Genomic DNA, 16,766 nt, shown 5'->3' on the forward strand with positions numbered 1-16,766 from the left:
TCAACATCCAAGCTTTTGTATTGGGACAAGAAAAAAGGTGGAGTGAAAACATGCAGGTCTTTTCTACATTTGAATACTCCAGTTACATAGAATTAGCTGTTTCAGAGCTAGAAAAAAAAGGGATAAAGAAAGAAGATATATTTATTGTCCCCCTTAATAATCGAACGGAAGATCGCCGGCTTTTTGATAGCCTTCATCGAGCTGATGGAGTTTCTCTTATTGATCTAGGAATGGCTCTAGCCACAGCCTTTTCAGTCATTGGTGCAAGCATTGGGTTTAAACTAAGCTGGGGCCCCATCTACTGGGGACTCATTAGTGCCTTTATCGGATTTATCTTAGGACTAGGAATTAAACTATTTATGTTTAAAGTAATCAAGAAAAATCAACGGCTTTTACGCGGCAAACATTCGGAAGTCATACTTATTGTTGATTGTCGTACGGTGGACGCCGGAGTGGTTGAACAAACTTTGTGGAAAAACCTTGCCTTAGGTGTTTCAAAAGTCAGATCTGATGGCTTATAAAAATAAGTCATCACCGTACAATATAATGGCTATATGCAGGATGAATGAATTACTATTCAGGATTAGAGATAACTTCCTTAACGCATTGAGGGAGTTTTTCTGTTTTTAAGCTGTATACTCTTTAGTTAGTATAATGTCTTTTATTAAAACCAAAAAAGCTTTTAAAAAGAGCTTTTTTGGTTCTAACATATGTTAATTAAATGCCATTCTACCAACCTCTTTGATTTCTTAATGTCGTAATATGAGCAACATGATGCTTTCCATGCCAAGCGTAAGTAGCTATTAATTGCTCAATCGTCACTTCCCCGTTTTCAGGATGGTGGATCATTTTCTTCAAATCTTTTTCATCAAGGGAGTTTAACAATTTATGAAGCCGCTTATGTAAAGCTGAAAAAAGTTGGAGAGAAACTTCTATAGGTAAATCATTATCAGGCAAAGTTGACCAAGCCACTTCATCATATGCTTTAATAGTAGGCGCTTGCTCTGTTAACCCTAATTTAAAACGAGTATAAGCATTAATATGGGAGTCAGCTAAATGATGGACAACTTGACTTAATTTCCAACCGCCTTCTCGATAAGGCGTAGCTAATTGCTCGTTTGTCAGACCTTCTACAGCATCAGCTAATTGCTTTGGTGCATCTCCAATGTCATGAATCCACCCTTGAATATCTTCTTTCTGAATATTTTCTTTCACGGTAAATTTCCCAATAGGATATTGATTAAACATATTTCTTCCTCTCTTTCTATTTTTATTAATATCTATTATATCAATTTTAAATATAAATAAATTTAAATATTCAGAATTAAATATAGGTGAAAAATTATAATTTATAAATATGGTATGTACTTTCAGTTACCATCATGTGCCTTCTCCGCAGTACAAAGACCTGCCTTTGCTATAATTCATGATAATCCCCCCTAAATTAGGCCGCTTTTAATTAAAACAATAAACATATAGATAAACTTGCCGTAAAATTAAGTTGAGGTGAGTAAATTGAGCAGTGATTATAAAAGCTATTTCTACAAAAAGTTCTTTTTAATATATTTTATTACCGTTTTCTTATTTATTAGTATTGATATTATAGAATCAGGAAGAATTACACTTTTTTCTTTTGAAGACAGCTGGAATTTCATTTTGTATCAAACTGGTTTTTGTTTAATTTCTATTGGCTTTTTTAGCGTATTCATTACAAACTTATTATGGAAAATGAAAAAAGATAAGTAAACTATTAAAGATTCAATGAATACGTTATACCCCCCTACAAAAATAAAAAAGACCTTCCGCTATTAGAAGATTTTTTTGGGATATTTGCTTTAAGCGCTTGTAATCTTGATTGAGAATCATTGGTTTGTCTAATTACTTTTTCCACCATGTATTGATATCCATATAAAACAACGGCTAAAACCGTAGTCATCCCCCAGTACATGCTTGGCGACATCTTTTTCATTTTAAATGTGACGTTGGCATTAGAATCCAATCTTCAAAAAAGAAGCATCTAGCCTTTAAAGACTAAATGCTTCTTCTCCTTTACACCTTATAAATTTCATTAGACGACAGCCAGTCAACGAATTGATGATACGGATAATAGGTAGTCCCTTTCAGCTCTATCGTAGTCCCTTTCAGCTCTATCTTTGGAGCTCCGGGATATTTAGTTAACAGTTCTTCAATTTCACCATTTGGAATTGTATTAGGAATTCCTTCTTCTTTCATAATTGATGCCATTGTAAAGAATCAAAAGAGGCATAAGCATATAGTTGAACTAGTATGGTATGTTGTGTTGTGTTCGCTGTTATAACTGCGGCCATTAGCTCCATACTTATTTCACTACTTATCTCAATAGATGATAACAATTTTTTTTTAAACTTGGGTTTATTTAAATCATTCCTCTTTTTTTCTCTTAGTTGCTCAGTGCCGTTTGGAATCTGCTCTATCTTATTGAATTCTAGGATAAAAAAGAATTTTTTGCAGTAAATAAATAGTTTATATAGTCTATACCAATCTAGCTGCTATATCGCCTTGCTGAAAAGAATTGGACAACCGGAAAAATAATTAAACAAAGACATATCACTACAAATAAAAATATGTTACCAAAATCATTTAAAATCGTAATCCCGCTTATTAATGTTCTAAATTGACCTAATGTAAACTTCCCAATTTGAACATTTACTGCTTTTTCTACCTTTTCTCTTCATTACGGAGTCATCATTACTTTTTTAACACCGGTATCCATATTTCACTTTTAAAGGTTGGCGACGTTACATTTTTATGTTCATTCCATAATATTTCCGGCCCTTCTACTTGCTCATAATTTGAGGATGGAAACCATTCTGAATAAATTCGTCCCCATACATTTTGTAATGTCTCAGGAAATGGTCCGACTGCTTCGAATACAGCCCATATTCCAGCTGGCACTTCAAGTTGTACTAAATCATCGGGACAATCCTTAGTTGTAGCTACACCGATATAATGGTCCAGCTGTCCTTTTTCCTCCATTCTCCCTTCAGAAAAGTTCAGAGATGCACTAAGCAAACCCAATGGTGTAACATTAGAAAGTTCTTTTAATTTACGTACTGTTTCATCGTTTAAGCTTTCCCACATAGCAGCAATCTTTGGGTTAACTCCATGAAAAATGATAGGAACTCTTTCTTTAATACCAACTATATGAAAGGCCTCTTTTTCCTCAATTCGATAATTCATTTCATTTCCTCCTTTAATTGATAACTGAAAGGTCATTTTTGGAAATGCTTTAAGTGAACTCCCATTTTTTTTAGCTTCCGAAGGAGTTATACCGTGTAGATTTTGAAAAGCCCTTGTAAACGAATCCGGTGAGCTATAATTGTACTTGATCGCAACATCAATGACTTTAATGTTACTATCTTTAAGTTCAAATGCTGCAAGTGTAAGTCGTCTTCGGCGAATATATTCTGATAAAGTAATACCTGCAAGAAAAGAAAACATTCTTTTAAAGTGATACTCAGAGCAAAGAGCCAGCCTTGCTACTTCTCTAAAGTCGATATCATTCGTTAAATTCTCCTCAATATAGTGTAAAGCTCTATTCATATTTCTAAGCAAATCCATTTGTATGACCTCCCTTATTATCAGAATAACAGGATTTGAATAAGGCTATCCGACATTTCATGCACAGTTATGCAGGCTTTTTCCTTCTATTCATAAGTTCCTACACACTTAAACAAGTTATTCAAGGTGCAATTTCAGCTAGCATAATAACTTTAGAAACCAACAAATAAAGAGCCTTAAATTATAAGCCTCTTTATTTGCTCTTTATTTACCTTTGTTTTTTAAAAATAAAAGCTCAAGCACACTATTACTTACACTGCATCTGTCATTACATATAAATTGGATGGAATAATTTTGTTTTCTAAAATTAAGTATGGATGGCACTTCATTAAAGCAAGTTTAAGAACTTCCGGTACTCTCTCTTCATCATACGCGCATACTAAATGTAATCCGCCTTTATTTACTAATTTGTCGGCTTCATTTTCAAACTCTTCTAAAATAGGTATAATTCCTTCTTGCTGTCCCCATTCGACATGAGCCCATATTTGAAAAGCCGTATTGTTTTTATAAAAAGGATCTAAGTGTTTAGAGAGATGTTCAAAAATGATGGCAGGCTGAAAGCTTCCACTTGAACAGTAATAATCAAAATTATTAATGGTATGTATATATGCTAGTCGGTCTTTAGTCAGAATTCCCTCTAATTTTTTAAAAATCAGCGGAATTAGTCTCTCACTTTCGATAACTAACGTATGTCTCTCTTGTTCAATCCCCGAAACAATATAAGACACAAGATTATCTAAGTAACTTCTCATATCGTCAATATTGTAGTAAATATGAACGCTTTCATTATTCTGTATTAATTGAGCAAACTGATTTTTCAAGTGTGTACGCTCCCTTATATAAAATCAACCTAAATTTTAAGACTCTTAAACTAGTGAATTATCTATTCATTAGAACAATTCTACGCTTTGCATTCTTGTCTGTCAAAACTAGATGTTCCCAGCTTTGTTTTGGGGTGTACAGCTGGTTTTTAGAATAGTGTATCTATATTGATTGCAAACGAGATAACAGTTGCGACAGTTATTCCGGCGCTTTGACTAAATAATACTATACCCTTCTCAAATACGATTAAAACTTAATAAGAAAGAATGAAGTTTTCTTACCTCTTCATTAAATAAATTCTTATGTAGCATTGATAAGAGTATTAATCATCTATTTTTTAGTTTGTATAACCTATGGAAAACTAGTTACTACAAAACACACAAAAAAAACACCACTTGCTTTAGTAAGTGGCGCCTTTTCTTTTAAAATATTTGAGTAAAGGCTACAATTAAAATCGTAATTCCGCTTATTAACGTTCCGCATTGACTCAATGTAAATTTCCCAATTTGAACATTTGCGGCTTTTTGCCCCACCATTACCCCTAGCCATACTGTGATAAAACTGCCAAATGCTGATGTAAGCGAAATAGCTAAAGGTGATAACCCAAGCAAACCAGCTCCTAGACCGTTTGTAAGTGCGTTCGCTGAAAGTGCTACACCTAAAACACTGCTTTCTATCCATCCAATAGAGTGTACTTTTACTTGACCCGTACTATCTAATTGATCAATTCCGTTATTTCTCTGGGAGCCGACTAATAAAATAATTCGAATCCCAATTAGCGTTAATAATACGACGGCTACAATAACATGGAAAACTCCTGGTAAGATGGTTGAAATCCACCTACCAAACGTAATTCCCACCATGCTAAAGAGGAAACAAATAGCCGCTATCAGTAAATTAGAAAGCCATTTTATCCTTACCTTTCGAACTCCGTATGATATTCCTACACCGAAGTTATCTATACTCGATGATAATGCAAAACCTAATATGAATAACCATTCCATTTTGTATTCTCCTTTTGTTGATAATGTTGAGGAGATTTGCTTATTTGTTGCATATATTGTTGATAAACCTTCAATACAATAATCACTGCGCGTTGAAAAATATGAAGAGGTGAATCGCTATGTCTAAGATCCAACATGACCAAAGCCTTGGTTTGTTATTAAGGTCTTTATTAAAGGAAAATGCTTTATCTATGCGGAAACTTAGCTCACTTACGGGGATTGATACGGCAACTATCTCACGGATTATAAATGGAAAACAGCAAGCAAATCTACACCATTTAAAACAATTTGCACACTATTTAAATACTCCTCTTGAAGCATTGATTGACCCTACTGGAGCTGCTTCAAACCATACAGAAAATGAACTAGAAACAGGCATTCATTACTCCATCGATAAAATTCAAGAAATACTTAAATCTTTTAATATAGTGGATACAAACTTTACGATTGAACGTGTAGAACAAGAACTAACAAAATATAAACAATATGCACAGACAGACGAAGGACACAGCATGATTTGTAATAACTTTCAAACCAAAATAGAGCAAGTAGGCAGTGTCGGAACCTTTATTGATCAACTAAAGCAAATGTATCTTGAATACTGTAACGAAGAAACGTCAGCTGCCAAACGCTCTATTTTAGGAAGTGCGCTATTGTATTTTATTTTGCCTACCGATATTATCCCAGACTATGTCTTTCCAATCGGCTATTTAGACGATGCAATAGCTGTACAACTAGTGATGAATCAGCTTACAGAATAAAAACTGAATTTTATTAAGCGAACTGGACGCGGCATGCCGCTAGTTATTGTGAAAACGGAACTTTTTCTGAATCATGACGATGAGCAGGTAAATATTCTATGGCTTTCTTTAATTTAGATAATTCCTTTGGCACAATCTTTTTGATGATTTGTTCTTTTTCACATCGTTTGCATGACTCGTGGTTGCATCTATGTGCACACATACCTAAAGGGATTTTCTCTCCTACAAATGGATCTATATAGACTCCATTTTCAAACAGCTTACTCTTAATAAGATTTTCATTTTGCAATCTGCAGCAAGTAACGCAATAGTACATTCGTTTTCCACTCTCTTTCTTATATTTGATTTTGAAACATCTTATGAGAACTGATCAACAGAAGTGCTTGTTCCTATATTAAAAGTTGAAAAAATCTCAACAGGCGTTGAAGAATACTCAACACACATCACTTACAAACATATAGTTTAATAATGACATCATAAAGAGTGTCATACATTGAGGAGGGAATGCGGTGAAAATAAGAGGTATTATTAACGCTATAATCGGTATTTAGTTTGTTATTGCCCCGTGGATGCTTGGTTTTTCATACGATAGAGGAGCTACTTCAGCAAGTATTGTATTTGGAATTCTCCAAGTCATCACATCTCTTTTAGGAGCGAATAAACCAGGATGGAATTCATGGCAAAACTGGATTCCCCTTATTAGCGGATTATGGTTTGTTCTTTTTCCTTTTATTTATTCATTAACAGGTGAGGTACTTTGGTCTAGCATTATACTTGGGTTAATGACCGGGCTATTTAGCTTATGGAGCTTGAACTCTAAATTAAAACTAAAAGCTGTAAGTTAAAATACCAATAATATTCCACTATTTACTTAACCTGTGGAAGATGCCGCCACGCATCGATCTATGGGAGAAACGATTCTGCAGCAGAAAAGCTCCCTACAGAAATAGGGAGCTTTTTCTACTTTTTATGTAAAGCCTACACAGATTCAGTCAACGTAATGTGCTTTATAGAAAATAACAAAGGTGTCCCTAATTGCTAGAAGACACCTTTATGGACTCTTTAGAAAGCTAATTTTTGACAACCATTATTTATCTCTACTCATGCAAAATAGATACTAACGAACTTTTTCTTCACGGTCATCTCTTCTTTTAAGACCAAAAAGACCAGCTAATCCTAGTAATCCTAGTAATTCCCAAGGTGAATCATTGTCATCATCCACATCAGTTGCTGTAGTGACATTTCGAGTATTTACGTCATCATTATAAGTATTTACGTCATCATTATAATTTGTTCTATCTACGTTATTGTTTTCAGCATTAACCGGCAAGATGAAAGTCATCATAGCTAAAGCTAACGTACATAATAAAACAGACCATTTTTTTCGCATAATTTCTCCTCCTTTCCTTTTGTTAATAGATAAAGTTCCCAACGTTATTAGTTACTATTCGTTAAGTAAATATATCTTTTGAAACTACTCACTAATACCCAAAATAAAGAAGCCTTTGAAATTAGTATGAATATATTTCTTGTCTATTAAGCAAACTAGCCAAGATGCAATGAAGCATCACTCATGAAATCTAATTACATCATAGAAAAAACTACCTTCTCCCTAACTCCAAGGTAGTTTTTTCATTTCCAGGCTGTATATGTTATACAATTATAGTTAACATAATCGCTCTTTCCAGAACACATCATAAAAACGAGCCCTTAATACTCAAGGACCCGTTCGCCTACTCGCTTTTTCATTTATTTGATACATTATTGATCTACCAGCATTTTGAACACTATTCAGACTAGAACTTTTACATAAAAAATAAACTTTTTATACCCAAAGCGAGCTCGTACCTTCTTTTTCAAGATGCAGCACGTTCACTTCTGTTCCTTTATCATATCCATGCTCTCCTCCTGGAAGAACAATCAGCGCGTTTGCTGCAGCTAATGACGAAATAGCGCCTGACTTGTCCATGCCAACAGGCGTCACAACAAGCTTTCCGCCTTCGTCTGAAATCTCTCCTCGCACCATTCGCGTAAAAGCATTAGGTTCTTTAAAACGTCCGTTTAACACCGCTTTTGTTTTATGTAAATGAGGCAGTGGTGAATGTAAAAAACTGCGAACAATCGGACGAACAAACAGTTCAAACCCGACATAGCAAGCAGAAGGATTTCCTGATAGTCCAAACAGCAGCTGTCCGTTTCGTTCTGCGACTGTTGTGACGCTTCCCGGTCGCATCGCAATTTTGTTAAACAGCACGTTCGCACCAAGCTTTTCATAAATAGCCGGCAAATAATCATAGTCGCCAACGGATACCCCACCGGTTGTCAGTAAAATATCCACTTCTTCAAGCGCTTTTTCTACCGCTTCATAGCAGCGGTCAAAATCGTCTTCAAGCTTCCCTAAATATTTCGGAATTCCCCCGCTTCTTACGATTTGCGCAAGTGCCATATAAGAATTGCTGTTGCGGATTTTTCCTGGTTCTAACGGCTCGTTCACATCAAGCAGTTCACTTCCCGTTGTTAATACACCAACCACAGGCTGCTTCACCACGGCGACATCCGCATAGCCAAACGTAGCTAAAAAAGCCGTGACGCCCGGATTGATTCGCGTCCCTTTCGAAACAAGCACGTCTCCTTTTTTTGTTTCTTCTCCCTTTAACGCAATGTGCTCCCACTTTGAAGCTGGCCTGCTTAACGCCATATACGTTTTGCCTTCTTTTTCATACGACTTCGTTACTTCAAGCATCACAACCGCATCACATGAATGAGGCACTTGCGCTCCTGTCATAATGCGCACCGCTTGAAACGGCTTTACTTCTTCTTCAAAAACAGAGCCAGCGCCGATTTCACCTACAACTTCGAACTCTACAGAATGTTCACTTGAGACTTCTACGCAGTCTTGCGCTCGAACCGCAAAGCCGTCATAAAGCGATTTATTAAAATGAGGAACGTTTTGGTCGGCGATAATATCTTCTCCTAAATAGCGTCCATAGCTTTCGGTGATCGATACGCGCTCGATGCTGCCTTTTCTTTTATATGTCATGACTTTTTCAATTGCTTCAGGAATTGAAATAGGTGTTCTGCTTTCTAACATACATTCTTCACTTCCTTTATGTCTGTTCACTTTTTGCACTATGGTGTAAAATCATAGCATATCTCACTATTTCTATCATACAACAAAATTTACTGAAAAAGGATGAAAACACCGATGTCTTCTTTTACACATTTTAATGATCAAGGCCGTGCCAACATGGTCGATATTAGCGAAAAATCTATTACGCGCCGCGTCGCAACAGCTCGTTCAAGCATACTTGTTAACAAAGAAATTCACGAAGCCATTGTAGAACATAAAATTGGAAAAGGCGACGTCCTTGCTGTCGCACAAGTAGCGGGAATCATGGCAGCAAAACGCACGTCTGACATTATTCCGATGTGTCATCCTCTTTTATTAAAAGGCGTAAACCTTTCATTTGACTGGGATACAAGCAATGATCAGTACCGTTTATTAATAGAAGCAACGGTTAAAACGGAAGGCTCAACGGGCGTTGAAATGGAAGCTTTAACCGCTGCTTCTGCCTGCGCTCTAACCGTTTATGATATGTGCAAAGCCATTGATAAAGGCATGATTATCGGCGAAACGTATCTGCTTGAAAAATCTGGCGGCAAAAACGGTGACTATAAACGTATGGAATCATAAAGGAGGTACATAATGAGCGTACACGAACATAAATCTAAAGCAACTCAGCCCGTTCGCTGCAAAGTCATTACGGTATCAGACACACGTACGAAAGAAACCGATAAAAGCGGCGCGCTAATAATCCAGCTTCTGAAAGAACACGACATGCAGATCGCTTCCTATGAAATTGTAAAAGACGACCAAACGTCGATTCAACAAGCCATACTTGCTGGCTGCAGTGATGAGAACATTGACGTTGTTCTCACAAACGGCGGGACGGGCATCACAAAACGAGACGTCACCATTGAAGCCGTTCAAGCGCTGATTCATAAAGAAATCGTTGGGTTTGGCGAGCTGTTTCGCATGCTGAGCTACACCGAAGATATTGGCAGCGCTGCGATTATGAGCCGGGCAATTGCCGGGACGATTAACGAAAAAGCCGTTTTTTCTACACCAGGATCAAGCGGTGCGGTTCGTCTAGCGATGACCAAGCTGATTTTGCCTGAACTTCGCCATGTTGTGTGGGAATTAAACCGCCAGCGCTGACAAAATGCCTATGCACACGCATAGGCATTTTCATTAATCATAGTCTTTATGTACCCACTCATCTTCTGGAATACCTAAATCTTCTCCAGAAAAACGCTCTTCTTTAAACGGATCTCCTCTAAGATGAAAGCCGTTTTGCTCCCAAAAGCCAGGATGATTTTCATCAATAGCTTCAAAGCCTCGAAGCCATTTAACACTTTTCCAAAAGTACAAATGCGGAACAACCAATCGCAGCGGATATCCGTGCTTAGCTGTAAGCGGCTCTCCGTTAAAGGAATGAGCGAGAAGAATATCGTCTCTCAGTAAATCTTTTACTTCAATGTTTGACGTATAGTCATTATCTCCATGCAGCATGATGTATTTACTTTTTAACTCCACGCCAACTGCTTTTAAAAAGTCTGTAAACAGCACGCCCGTAAATTCATTATCAAGCCTTGTCCATCTCGTTACGCAGTGAATATCACATTTCACCGTTATTTGCGGCATGTCCAATATATCTTGATACGAAAGCGTCACTTCTTTGTTTACTAATCCAAACACTCGAAGCGTCCACTCCTCTAAGTTATACTCCGGCACGTCGCCTTCATGTAAAATCGGAAAGCGCTCCGTTACTACCTGACCCGGAGGCACTCGTCCTTCATACTTTGGATCAATTTCCGGTGTTTTCATTCGTTTAATACGGTCTGCTTTGTTCAAATTATCACCTCATTATTTTTTGTACATAAAAAGCCCTTCCTTAAATAAATAAGGAAGAGCTTTGTTTCAGCTTCTTCCTTATCTCTAAGAGCGATACACTCTTAAGGATTTGGCACCATTCTGTCATAGACAGCGGTTGCCGGGTTTCACAGGGCCAGTCCCTCCACCTCTCTTGATAAGGAAACAAATTGTATTTGTTTTATGTAATAAAGTCAGTATTAAGCTTTTTGTCATAATTGTCAATATTATTTTTCTTTTCCGCCAAAAAACTTTAAAAACAGATAGGGTTATAAGGTTTTAGTCTACTAAAATACCATGTAAATCCTTTACCCTTCTCCATCAATCATCGTATACTTCCTGGCAAAGCGCTTGTAGTAAATTTGCTCATCCTCTTGTCCATCGTTAAAAACAAGTCGATTATGATCAATATCTTTTTCTTTTAACACGTATCCCTTTTCATTCATCAGTTGAATATATTCATCTAAATGTCCTTTTTTCACCATATAATGAAGAGCATCGTCTGAATCTGTAGTCCTTGCTACACCTTGACTTCCCACTTCTAACTTGAATACAGCTGTTGCTGTTTGAACGGGACGATAATCTCCAAACACTCTTTCCCAATTTAAGAGCAGCAGCGCGCCGAAGATTATGATACATCCTCCAGCCGCTACGGTGAGCACAAATCGTTTTGACACTACTTTCTCTCCTTTACCATTCTTTTTCTTCTATTTAATACAACAGATTTCCCTAAACTTGTTTTTACGCCAAGTCCTAGATACACAGCAGCAATATATACATTTAACAAATACTTGATTTTTTGTATCATACTTACAATTATTATCTAGTTTTTTATAAAACATTAGAACCCTCTCTATATTACGTTTTTTTACCTAATAAAGGAACAGAAACCAATCTTTTCGCCTATGATAAATGAATCGTTTTTTGCTTTTCACTTTAACTGACGTTTACATTCTAAAAGACGTGTTACATTATATATATCAGTTACCAACTAAACTAAGACTCCTTGACTATTCTGGCCTACCTGTTCTTTTAGGTAGACTGAGGTTGCTAAATCGTTATATATAGGAGGAAAAAATCATGAAAATGAAACAACGAATATCAAAAGCAGCGGCGGCTGCAACGATTACAGGAATTGCTGCGTTTGGATTTGCTCCTGTCGCTCAGCTTGATACACCAGCACATGCAGCTACATCTCAAGAAACAAACAGTCAAAGTCAAACAGCTGTAAAAAACATTAATGAAATTTACAACGCCGCAGTAAAAGGTGAGGTGCCACGCTTAACGGTAGACTTCAAAATTGGCAAAACACTGCGTCAAGACGTTCGCGATCAGTTCGGTCCCCCGCCTGAAGGTTCATCAAACAACTTTGACTACTATCATGCGGAAATGGGTCACCCTGGATACGCATTTGGCTATGATCAAAATAACGTCATTAACGAAATCCGCTATTTTGGTACAAATGTAGAGCGTCAAACAAATCTAGGCTCCATCACGCAAGCTAACTTAAAGAAAGAATTAGGTCAGCCGAACTTTACAGGCAAAGTAAAAGGTGATGGTACTACTCAAACGAAGTACACCTATCATGCCGGCGCCTATGATCTTGAATTCATTTTTGATGATAGCAAAACGTTAAATCACGTTAATTTAGTTAAAAAACCTTAAGTAATAGAAAAAGTAGCAGACAGCCTGCTACTTTTTTTCATGAAGTAAAACTAATGCGGAATCGGCTACGTGTTCATAGCGAATTTCCATGTAAATCTTGTTAGACGTAGGATTTGTCATATCTGTGTATAGACTTGTCGTTTGAAAACCTCTGTCTAGCATAAGCTGAGAAAGCGTGGATACACAGCTTGAGGCATAGCCTTTTTTACGTTCTTTTTGAGGCGTGTATACAAAATTAATCGTAATGTTATGGGCCGTTGGACGCGTAGCATTGACAATCGAGACATACTCACCGTTCACTTCCCATAAAAATAGCCGTTCTGCTTTAATAAAAGCTTCTCCTGTTTTGACAGCTTGTTCTTTTGATACAGGGTCTCCAATGACGTCCATAAACTCCCAAATCCATTCTGTCACGAGCGGAAGATGCTCCAACTTTGCTTTTACCAGCATTCCTTCAGCTTCCGCAGCTTTTTTTACTTTGTCTAACCGGTAAATACGCTGATCCATTTTTAAAGAAGCTTCTTGATTTTTTAGCGCCGCTAGTTTTTGAGAAAGATATACAACCGTTTGCCTTTCTCCAACTAAGCCCGGTATGTCGATTTCTTGTAATAGCTCTGCCGCTTCGCTTAGTTCACCCTCCGTTAGCTGCTGTATTTGAGACAGTATGACTTGCCGAGGATGGGTTTGCAGCAACACAAGCGCAGCACGGCTGTCTTTTAAAATAACACCCATAAAATTTGGTTTGCTGTTTTCATGTAAGCTGTGTAAAATGCCAAGCGCTAAGTTATGAAGAACTTCATTCTTTGATAAAAGCGGCTCTACTTGGTTTTTAAATTCCTGTACTTCGCTGTATCTATGTAATTGGATCATTTTCTTTCTACCTCCGCAAATGCTCTTACCGGAAACGTTCCGGCTCCTTTTATTTTAGGAGGCACGGCGTAAAATAAAAAGGACTCGGTTAGTTGATCTAAGCGACATAAGTGTTCAGCAATCACAATGTCCGCTCCTAACAGCAGCGTATGAGCTGGTCTTGCTTTTCCTTTTGTATCATCAATATTCATCGAATCAATTCCAACAAGAGCGGGCTGTTGAGACACTAAATAAGCTGCCGCGCTTTCTGTTAAGTATGGATGATTTTCTAAATAATCGGCTGTATTCCAGTAGTGATCCCATCCCGTATGAATTAATACCGCTTTGCCTTTTACATCTACATGTTGAAAATGAGATTCATCAATCGCTTTTAAAGTCGGGTCAACTGAAACGACTATTCCTTCTAACCCGGCTGTTTTATCAATAGCCGTTTGAGCTAAATCCGCTCCGTCTTTGTATCTGTGAAACGGCACGTCAATATACGTACCGGTATTCGTGACCATTTCAATTTTACCGATTTGAAATTCAGTGCCTGGTTCATACAGCTTTCTAGACTCTTCTCGGCTTAAATAGTCACAAATGATCGGTGCCGGCAAGCCTTTATGTGTGATAACTCCGTCTTCAATGATGTGGCTTAGATCAATATACGTTCTTTTTTTCATACCTTCACCCACTTTTTCAATATTCAGTAAAAATAGTCTAACATAAAAAAGCTCTTCCTAGTTTCCTAGAAAGAGCTTTTTTTAGAGAACATTATTAACTTGATAAACATACATCATACGTATGCTTTGTATAAACAAATCCTTCAAAAATAAGACGGGCTGTACGCACTACTTTGATTCCGTTAACCTGTCCCTTCTTTAAATCCACGCTGGTTTCCATAATTCCCATTGGATGAGCAAGTCGAACGGTATCGCCTTTTAATTGAACCATTTCTGACGGAAGCGTGCCTTTTGTATAGATAGCCGCCGTTGTACAAATTGCTCCTGTAATCGCAAGCGTTTGATGCGGTTTTTGCATCGACATCATGCGGATTAATACGTCCATTTGAGAAGCAGCTTTTTCTCTGCCAGTCCCGTCGCGATGGTCCATAGGAGGAGAAATAATCGTCATTTTTGGAACCGCTGGTGATAGTTTAGTTGCTTTGTCTTGAGGTGCAAGCCCCGCTTTTTCCGCTGCAATGGAGCGAATTTCTTCAAATAGCTTCAGCTGTTTGTCCGTGTATTCATGCGGAAGTTCTGCTCCCTTTAGGCCAATATCCGCTGCTTTAACAAATACAAGCGGATTTCCTACATCAACAATTGATGCTTTTATCGTCCCGATGGATGTTTGCAGAAGATCGATAGTGTTCCCGGTTGGAAGCAGTTTTCCGGTAACGGCTCCTTCTCCGTTTTCAAACGAAAGATAAATGGGTGAACCCGTGCCTGGCACTCCAGGAATCATACAGGATCCTTCTGTTTTCACTTTCCCGTTTTCTACTTCTACTTCCGCTACGATTACTTTTTTGGTATTTGTATTATAGATCCGCACTTTAGTCACCGGTTCCACAGCTTGTACAAGTCCTTGTTCGATTGCATAAGGTCCGACCGCTGAAGAGATATTGCCGCAGTTTCCTTTAAAATCAACGAGAGATTCGCTGATGCTGACCTGCGCAAACGTGTAATCTACGTCAGCTTTCTCTAAATCTGATTTTTTTATAATCGCGATTTTACTTGTCAGCGAATTAGCTCCGCCTAGTCCATCAATTTGACGTTGGTCCGGACTTCCCATTATATCTAGCAAAAACGGTTCCCAATCGGATTTGTTCACAGGCATTTCTTCATGATTGATAAAAACCCCTTTACTCGTTCCACCTCTCATAACCGTTACAGGAATGCGCGTCATATTAATCACCTTTCTCCCCTACTAACAAACGCCGAGGCGTTCATCAAACCATTTTATTTTTTTACTATTTAGAACCGGTTCATTTGCCATTTATCGTATAATAGAGGTGGTCATAAGTAAAATACATAAAATTTATTGTCTTTTTAAAATTTTTTTTATAATCTAAATACAAGGGGGAATCGGGATGGATCAAAAAGATTGGATATTAATTAAAACGCTTCACGAAGAAAAGAACATTACGCGAACGGCTGAAAGGCTCTACGTATCGCAGCCTTCTTTAAGCTACCGCCTTAAAAATCTTGAAGAAGAATTTGGCGTGTCGCTTTTCTTCAAAACGAAAAAAGGAATTGAGTTTACATCTGAAGGTGAGCATCTTGTTCGCTATGCGGAAAATATGTGGAAGCAGCTGCAGGAAACAAAAGACAGCATGCGTAATATGAGCGAAACCGTTACGGGAACGCTTCGCTTAGGGGTATCGAGTAACTTTGCACAGCATAAGCTTCCTAAAATTTTAAAGCAGTTCTCTCTTCACTATCCAAACGTGCAGTTCAGTGTGAATACAGGCTGGAGTACGCAAGTTATGAATCTATTAGACTCTTCGCGTGTTCATGTTGGTATTTTACGAGGCAATTACCCGTGGAACGGAGAAAAATCACTGCTGACAAAAGAGCGGCTTTGCTTAATTTCAAAAAAAGAAATTGCGATCGATGACTTGCCGAACCTGCCTTATATTAACTATAAAACCGATACGTCGCTAAAAGATCTCATTCAAGACTGGTGGCATGACAAGTTTTCAGAGCCTCCGTTTGTGGCAATGGAAGTTGACCGGCAAGAAACAGCCAAAGAAATGGTTAAAAATGATTTGGGCTTTGCGATTTTACCTGAAATTTGCCTCCACTCCAGCGACAACTTATATACATACGGACTTTCATACCGAGATGAATCACCTTTGCTTCGAAACACGTGGCTCATGTATGATCCTTCTTATTTGAATCTAGCGGTCGTGAAAGCGTTTATTGACTTTTTAAAGCTAAGTGAAAAATAAAGCCAAAGCTAAAAAGTTTGCGTCTTGGAAAAATCTCTCTTTTAGACCAAGCTTTTTTCTAGACTACCATTATAAAAATTTTTTATGAACTTTCTAAAAAAACCTATATTTCCTTTATTTTTAAAAATGTACTAACATGAAAACAAGAAACATCAGCGGGAGTAAAGAGCGGCTTTAAAAAT

Annotated in this window: 20 protein-coding genes and 1 riboswitch; of the genes, 7 read left to right on the top strand and 13 right to left on the bottom strand. The window is 37.5% G+C overall.

The window, feature by feature from the left end; all coding sequences use genetic code 11:
* Positions 1 to 50 precede the first annotated feature (50 nt).
* On the top strand, positions 51 to 521 hold the full coding sequence (locus tag OK414_RS19815) for a hypothetical protein (protein WP_047933587.1): 471 nt from the start codon (positions 51 to 53) through the stop codon (positions 519 to 521).
* A 208-nt stretch (positions 522 to 729) separates the two neighbouring features.
* Here the strand turns inward: OK414_RS19815 and OK414_RS19820 are convergent, their stop codons facing one another.
* From OK414_RS19820 to OK414_RS19840, 5 genes are all read right to left on the bottom strand, one after another.
* The gene (locus tag OK414_RS19820; protein ID WP_263044960.1) at positions 730 to 1,248 is read right to left on the bottom strand and encodes a YfiT family bacillithiol transferase; all 519 of its coding nucleotides are present in this window, start codon (positions 1,246 to 1,248) and stop codon (positions 730 to 732) included.
* Between the two features lie 801 nt (positions 1,249 to 2,049).
* The gene (locus OK414_RS19825) at positions 2,050 to 2,244 is read right to left on the bottom strand and encodes a hypothetical protein (RefSeq protein ID WP_263044961.1); all 195 of its coding nucleotides are present in this window, start codon (positions 2,242 to 2,244) and stop codon (positions 2,050 to 2,052) included.
* Between the two features lie 483 nt (positions 2,245 to 2,727).
* Entirely contained in the window at positions 2,728 to 3,600 is an 873-nt protein-coding gene (locus OK414_RS19830) for an AraC family transcriptional regulator (RefSeq protein ID WP_034649732.1), read from the bottom strand.
* A gap of 251 nt (positions 3,601 to 3,851) precedes the next feature.
* On the bottom strand, positions 3,852 to 4,421 hold the full coding sequence (locus OK414_RS19835; RefSeq protein ID WP_263044962.1) for an MEDS domain-containing protein: 570 nt from the start codon (positions 4,419 to 4,421) through the stop codon (positions 3,852 to 3,854).
* A gap of 423 nt (positions 4,422 to 4,844) precedes the next feature.
* Positions 4,845 to 5,426, bottom strand: coding sequence for a manganese efflux pump (locus OK414_RS19840; RefSeq protein ID WP_176583189.1), 582 nt, complete (start codon positions 5,424 to 5,426; stop codon positions 4,845 to 4,847).
* A gap of 119 nt (positions 5,427 to 5,545) precedes the next feature.
* Here OK414_RS19840 and OK414_RS19845 point away from each other — a divergent pair, with 119 nt between their 5' ends.
* Positions 5,546 to 6,187 (top strand): DUF1232 domain-containing protein, encoded by a 642-nt coding sequence (locus OK414_RS19845; RefSeq protein WP_263044963.1) that lies wholly within the window; start codon positions 5,546 to 5,548, stop codon positions 6,185 to 6,187.
* A 43-nt stretch (positions 6,188 to 6,230) separates the two neighbouring features.
* Here OK414_RS19845 and OK414_RS19850 read toward each other — a convergent pair whose 3' ends face one another.
* On the bottom strand, positions 6,231 to 6,503 hold the full coding sequence (locus OK414_RS19850) for a DUF3973 domain-containing protein (RefSeq protein WP_171776745.1): 273 nt from the start codon (positions 6,501 to 6,503) through the stop codon (positions 6,231 to 6,233).
* A gap of 241 nt (positions 6,504 to 6,744) precedes the next feature.
* Here OK414_RS19850 and OK414_RS19855 point away from each other — a divergent pair, with 241 nt between their 5' ends.
* Entirely contained in the window at positions 6,745 to 7,032 is a 288-nt protein-coding gene (locus tag OK414_RS19855) for a hypothetical protein (RefSeq protein ID WP_263045149.1), read from the top strand.
* A 272-nt stretch (positions 7,033 to 7,304) separates the two neighbouring features.
* On the opposite strand, the gene OK414_RS19860 is transcribed toward OK414_RS19855, so the two are convergent.
* Positions 7,305 to 7,577 carry a WGxxGxxG family protein gene (locus tag OK414_RS19860; protein WP_034649716.1) on the bottom strand — a complete coding sequence of 91 codons (273 nt, stop codon included), beginning with the start codon at positions 7,575 to 7,577 and terminating at the stop codon, positions 7,305 to 7,307.
* A gap of 435 nt (positions 7,578 to 8,012) precedes the next feature.
* Positions 8,013 to 9,278 (bottom strand): gephyrin-like molybdotransferase Glp, encoded by a 1,266-nt coding sequence (gene glp / locus OK414_RS19865; protein WP_034649711.1) that lies wholly within the window; start codon positions 9,276 to 9,278, stop codon positions 8,013 to 8,015.
* Between the two features lie 114 nt (positions 9,279 to 9,392).
* Here glp and moaC point away from each other — a divergent pair, with 114 nt between their 5' ends.
* Positions 9,393 to 9,881 (top strand): cyclic pyranopterin monophosphate synthase MoaC, encoded by a 489-nt coding sequence (gene moaC / locus OK414_RS19870; protein WP_013084468.1) that lies wholly within the window; start codon positions 9,393 to 9,395, stop codon positions 9,879 to 9,881.
* Between the two features lie 12 nt (positions 9,882 to 9,893).
* A complete protein-coding gene (locus OK414_RS19875) occupies positions 9,894 to 10,406 on the top strand; it encodes a molybdenum cofactor biosynthesis protein B (RefSeq protein ID WP_263044964.1) in 513 nt (170 codons plus the stop codon).
* 33 nt (positions 10,407 to 10,439) lie between these two features.
* On the opposite strand, the gene OK414_RS19880 is transcribed toward OK414_RS19875, so the two are convergent.
* Positions 10,440 to 11,102, bottom strand: a complete 663-nt coding sequence (locus OK414_RS19880) for a sulfite oxidase-like oxidoreductase (RefSeq protein WP_013084470.1) — start codon at positions 11,100 to 11,102, stop codon at positions 10,440 to 10,442.
* Positions 11,103 to 11,177: 75 nt separating this feature from the next.
* Positions 11,178 to 11,284, bottom strand: a riboswitch (SAM riboswitch).
* A gap of 144 nt (positions 11,285 to 11,428) precedes the next feature.
* Positions 11,429 to 11,797, bottom strand: coding sequence for a hypothetical protein (locus OK414_RS19885; protein WP_263044965.1), 369 nt, complete (start codon positions 11,795 to 11,797; stop codon positions 11,429 to 11,431).
* A 403-nt stretch (positions 11,798 to 12,200) separates the two neighbouring features.
* Here OK414_RS19885 and OK414_RS19890 point away from each other — a divergent pair, with 403 nt between their 5' ends.
* Positions 12,201 to 12,785, top strand: coding sequence for a YjgB family protein (locus OK414_RS19890; RefSeq protein WP_263044966.1), 585 nt, complete (start codon positions 12,201 to 12,203; stop codon positions 12,783 to 12,785).
* A 27-nt stretch (positions 12,786 to 12,812) separates the two neighbouring features.
* Here OK414_RS19890 and OK414_RS19895 read toward each other — a convergent pair whose 3' ends face one another.
* The 3 genes from OK414_RS19895 to OK414_RS19905 form a co-directional block, all read right to left on the bottom strand.
* A complete protein-coding gene (locus tag OK414_RS19895; RefSeq protein WP_263044967.1) occupies positions 12,813 to 13,655 on the bottom strand; it encodes a GNAT family N-acetyltransferase in 843 nt (280 codons plus the stop codon).
* On the bottom strand, positions 13,652 to 14,317 hold the full coding sequence (locus tag OK414_RS19900) for a cyclase family protein (RefSeq protein WP_263044968.1): 666 nt from the start codon (positions 14,315 to 14,317) through the stop codon (positions 13,652 to 13,654). The genes OK414_RS19895 and OK414_RS19900 overlap by 4 nt, the downstream gene beginning before the upstream one ends.
* Before the next feature lie 94 nt (positions 14,318 to 14,411).
* The gene (locus OK414_RS19905; protein WP_263045150.1) at positions 14,412 to 15,539 is read right to left on the bottom strand and encodes a 2-methylaconitate cis-trans isomerase PrpF family protein; all 1,128 of its coding nucleotides are present in this window, start codon (positions 15,537 to 15,539) and stop codon (positions 14,412 to 14,414) included.
* A 184-nt stretch (positions 15,540 to 15,723) separates the two neighbouring features.
* Between OK414_RS19905 and OK414_RS19910 the strand changes: the two genes are divergently transcribed.
* Entirely contained in the window at positions 15,724 to 16,584 is an 861-nt protein-coding gene (locus tag OK414_RS19910) for a LysR family transcriptional regulator (protein WP_136789701.1), read from the top strand.
* Positions 16,585 to 16,766: the final 182 nt, after the last annotated feature.

Origin of the sequence: Priestia sp. JV24, assembly GCF_025910025.1 — a bacterium.
GTDB classification, from domain to species: Bacteria; Bacillota; Bacilli; order Bacillales; family Bacillaceae_H; genus Priestia; species Priestia megaterium.

What these genes read in the sequence shown, in the direction of transcription:
- OK414_RS19830 (WP_034649732.1), bottom strand. Translation starts at nt 3,600, where the DNA reads ATGGATTTGCTTAGAAATATGAATAGAGCTTTACACTATATTGAGGAG.
- OK414_RS19815 (WP_047933587.1), top strand. Translation starts at nt 51, where the DNA reads ATGCAGGTCTTTTCTACATTTGAATACTCCAGTTACATAGAATTAGCT.
- OK414_RS19860 (WP_034649716.1), bottom strand. Translation starts at nt 7,577, where the DNA reads ATGCGAAAAAAATGGTCTGTTTTATTATGTACGTTAGCTTTAGCTATG.
- OK414_RS19850 (WP_171776745.1), bottom strand. Translation starts at nt 6,503, where the DNA reads ATGTACTATTGCGTTACTTGCTGCAGATTGCAAAATGAAAATCTTATT.
- OK414_RS19895 (WP_263044967.1), bottom strand. Translation starts at nt 13,655, where the DNA reads ATGATCCAATTACATAGATACAGCGAAGTACAGGAATTTAAAAACCAA.
- OK414_RS19840 (WP_176583189.1), bottom strand. Translation starts at nt 5,426, where the DNA reads ATGGAATGGTTATTCATATTAGGTTTTGCATTATCATCGAGTATAGAT.
- OK414_RS19900 (WP_263044968.1), bottom strand. Translation starts at nt 14,317, where the DNA reads ATGAAAAAAAGAACGTATATTGATCTAAGCCACATCATTGAAGACGGA.
- OK414_RS19890 (WP_263044966.1), top strand. Translation starts at nt 12,201, where the DNA reads ATGAAAATGAAACAACGAATATCAAAAGCAGCGGCGGCTGCAACGATT.
- OK414_RS19875 (WP_263044964.1), top strand. Translation starts at nt 9,894, where the DNA reads ATGAGCGTACACGAACATAAATCTAAAGCAACTCAGCCCGTTCGCTGC.
- OK414_RS19820 (WP_263044960.1), bottom strand. Translation starts at nt 1,248, where the DNA reads ATGTTTAATCAATATCCTATTGGGAAATTTACCGTGAAAGAAAATATT.
- OK414_RS19825 (WP_263044961.1), bottom strand. Translation starts at nt 2,244, where the DNA reads ATGGCATCAATTATGAAAGAAGAAGGAATTCCTAATACAATTCCAAAT.
- OK414_RS19845 (WP_263044963.1), top strand. Translation starts at nt 5,546, where the DNA reads ATGTCTAAGATCCAACATGACCAAAGCCTTGGTTTGTTATTAAGGTCT.
- moaC (WP_013084468.1), top strand. Translation starts at nt 9,393, where the DNA reads ATGTCTTCTTTTACACATTTTAATGATCAAGGCCGTGCCAACATGGTC.
- glp (WP_034649711.1), bottom strand. Translation starts at nt 9,278, where the DNA reads ATGTTAGAAAGCAGAACACCTATTTCAATTCCTGAAGCAATTGAAAAA.
- OK414_RS19910 (WP_136789701.1), top strand. Translation starts at nt 15,724, where the DNA reads ATGGATCAAAAAGATTGGATATTAATTAAAACGCTTCACGAAGAAAAG.
- OK414_RS19905 (WP_263045150.1), bottom strand. Translation starts at nt 15,539, where the DNA reads ATGACGCGCATTCCTGTAACGGTTATGAGAGGTGGAACGAGTAAAGGG.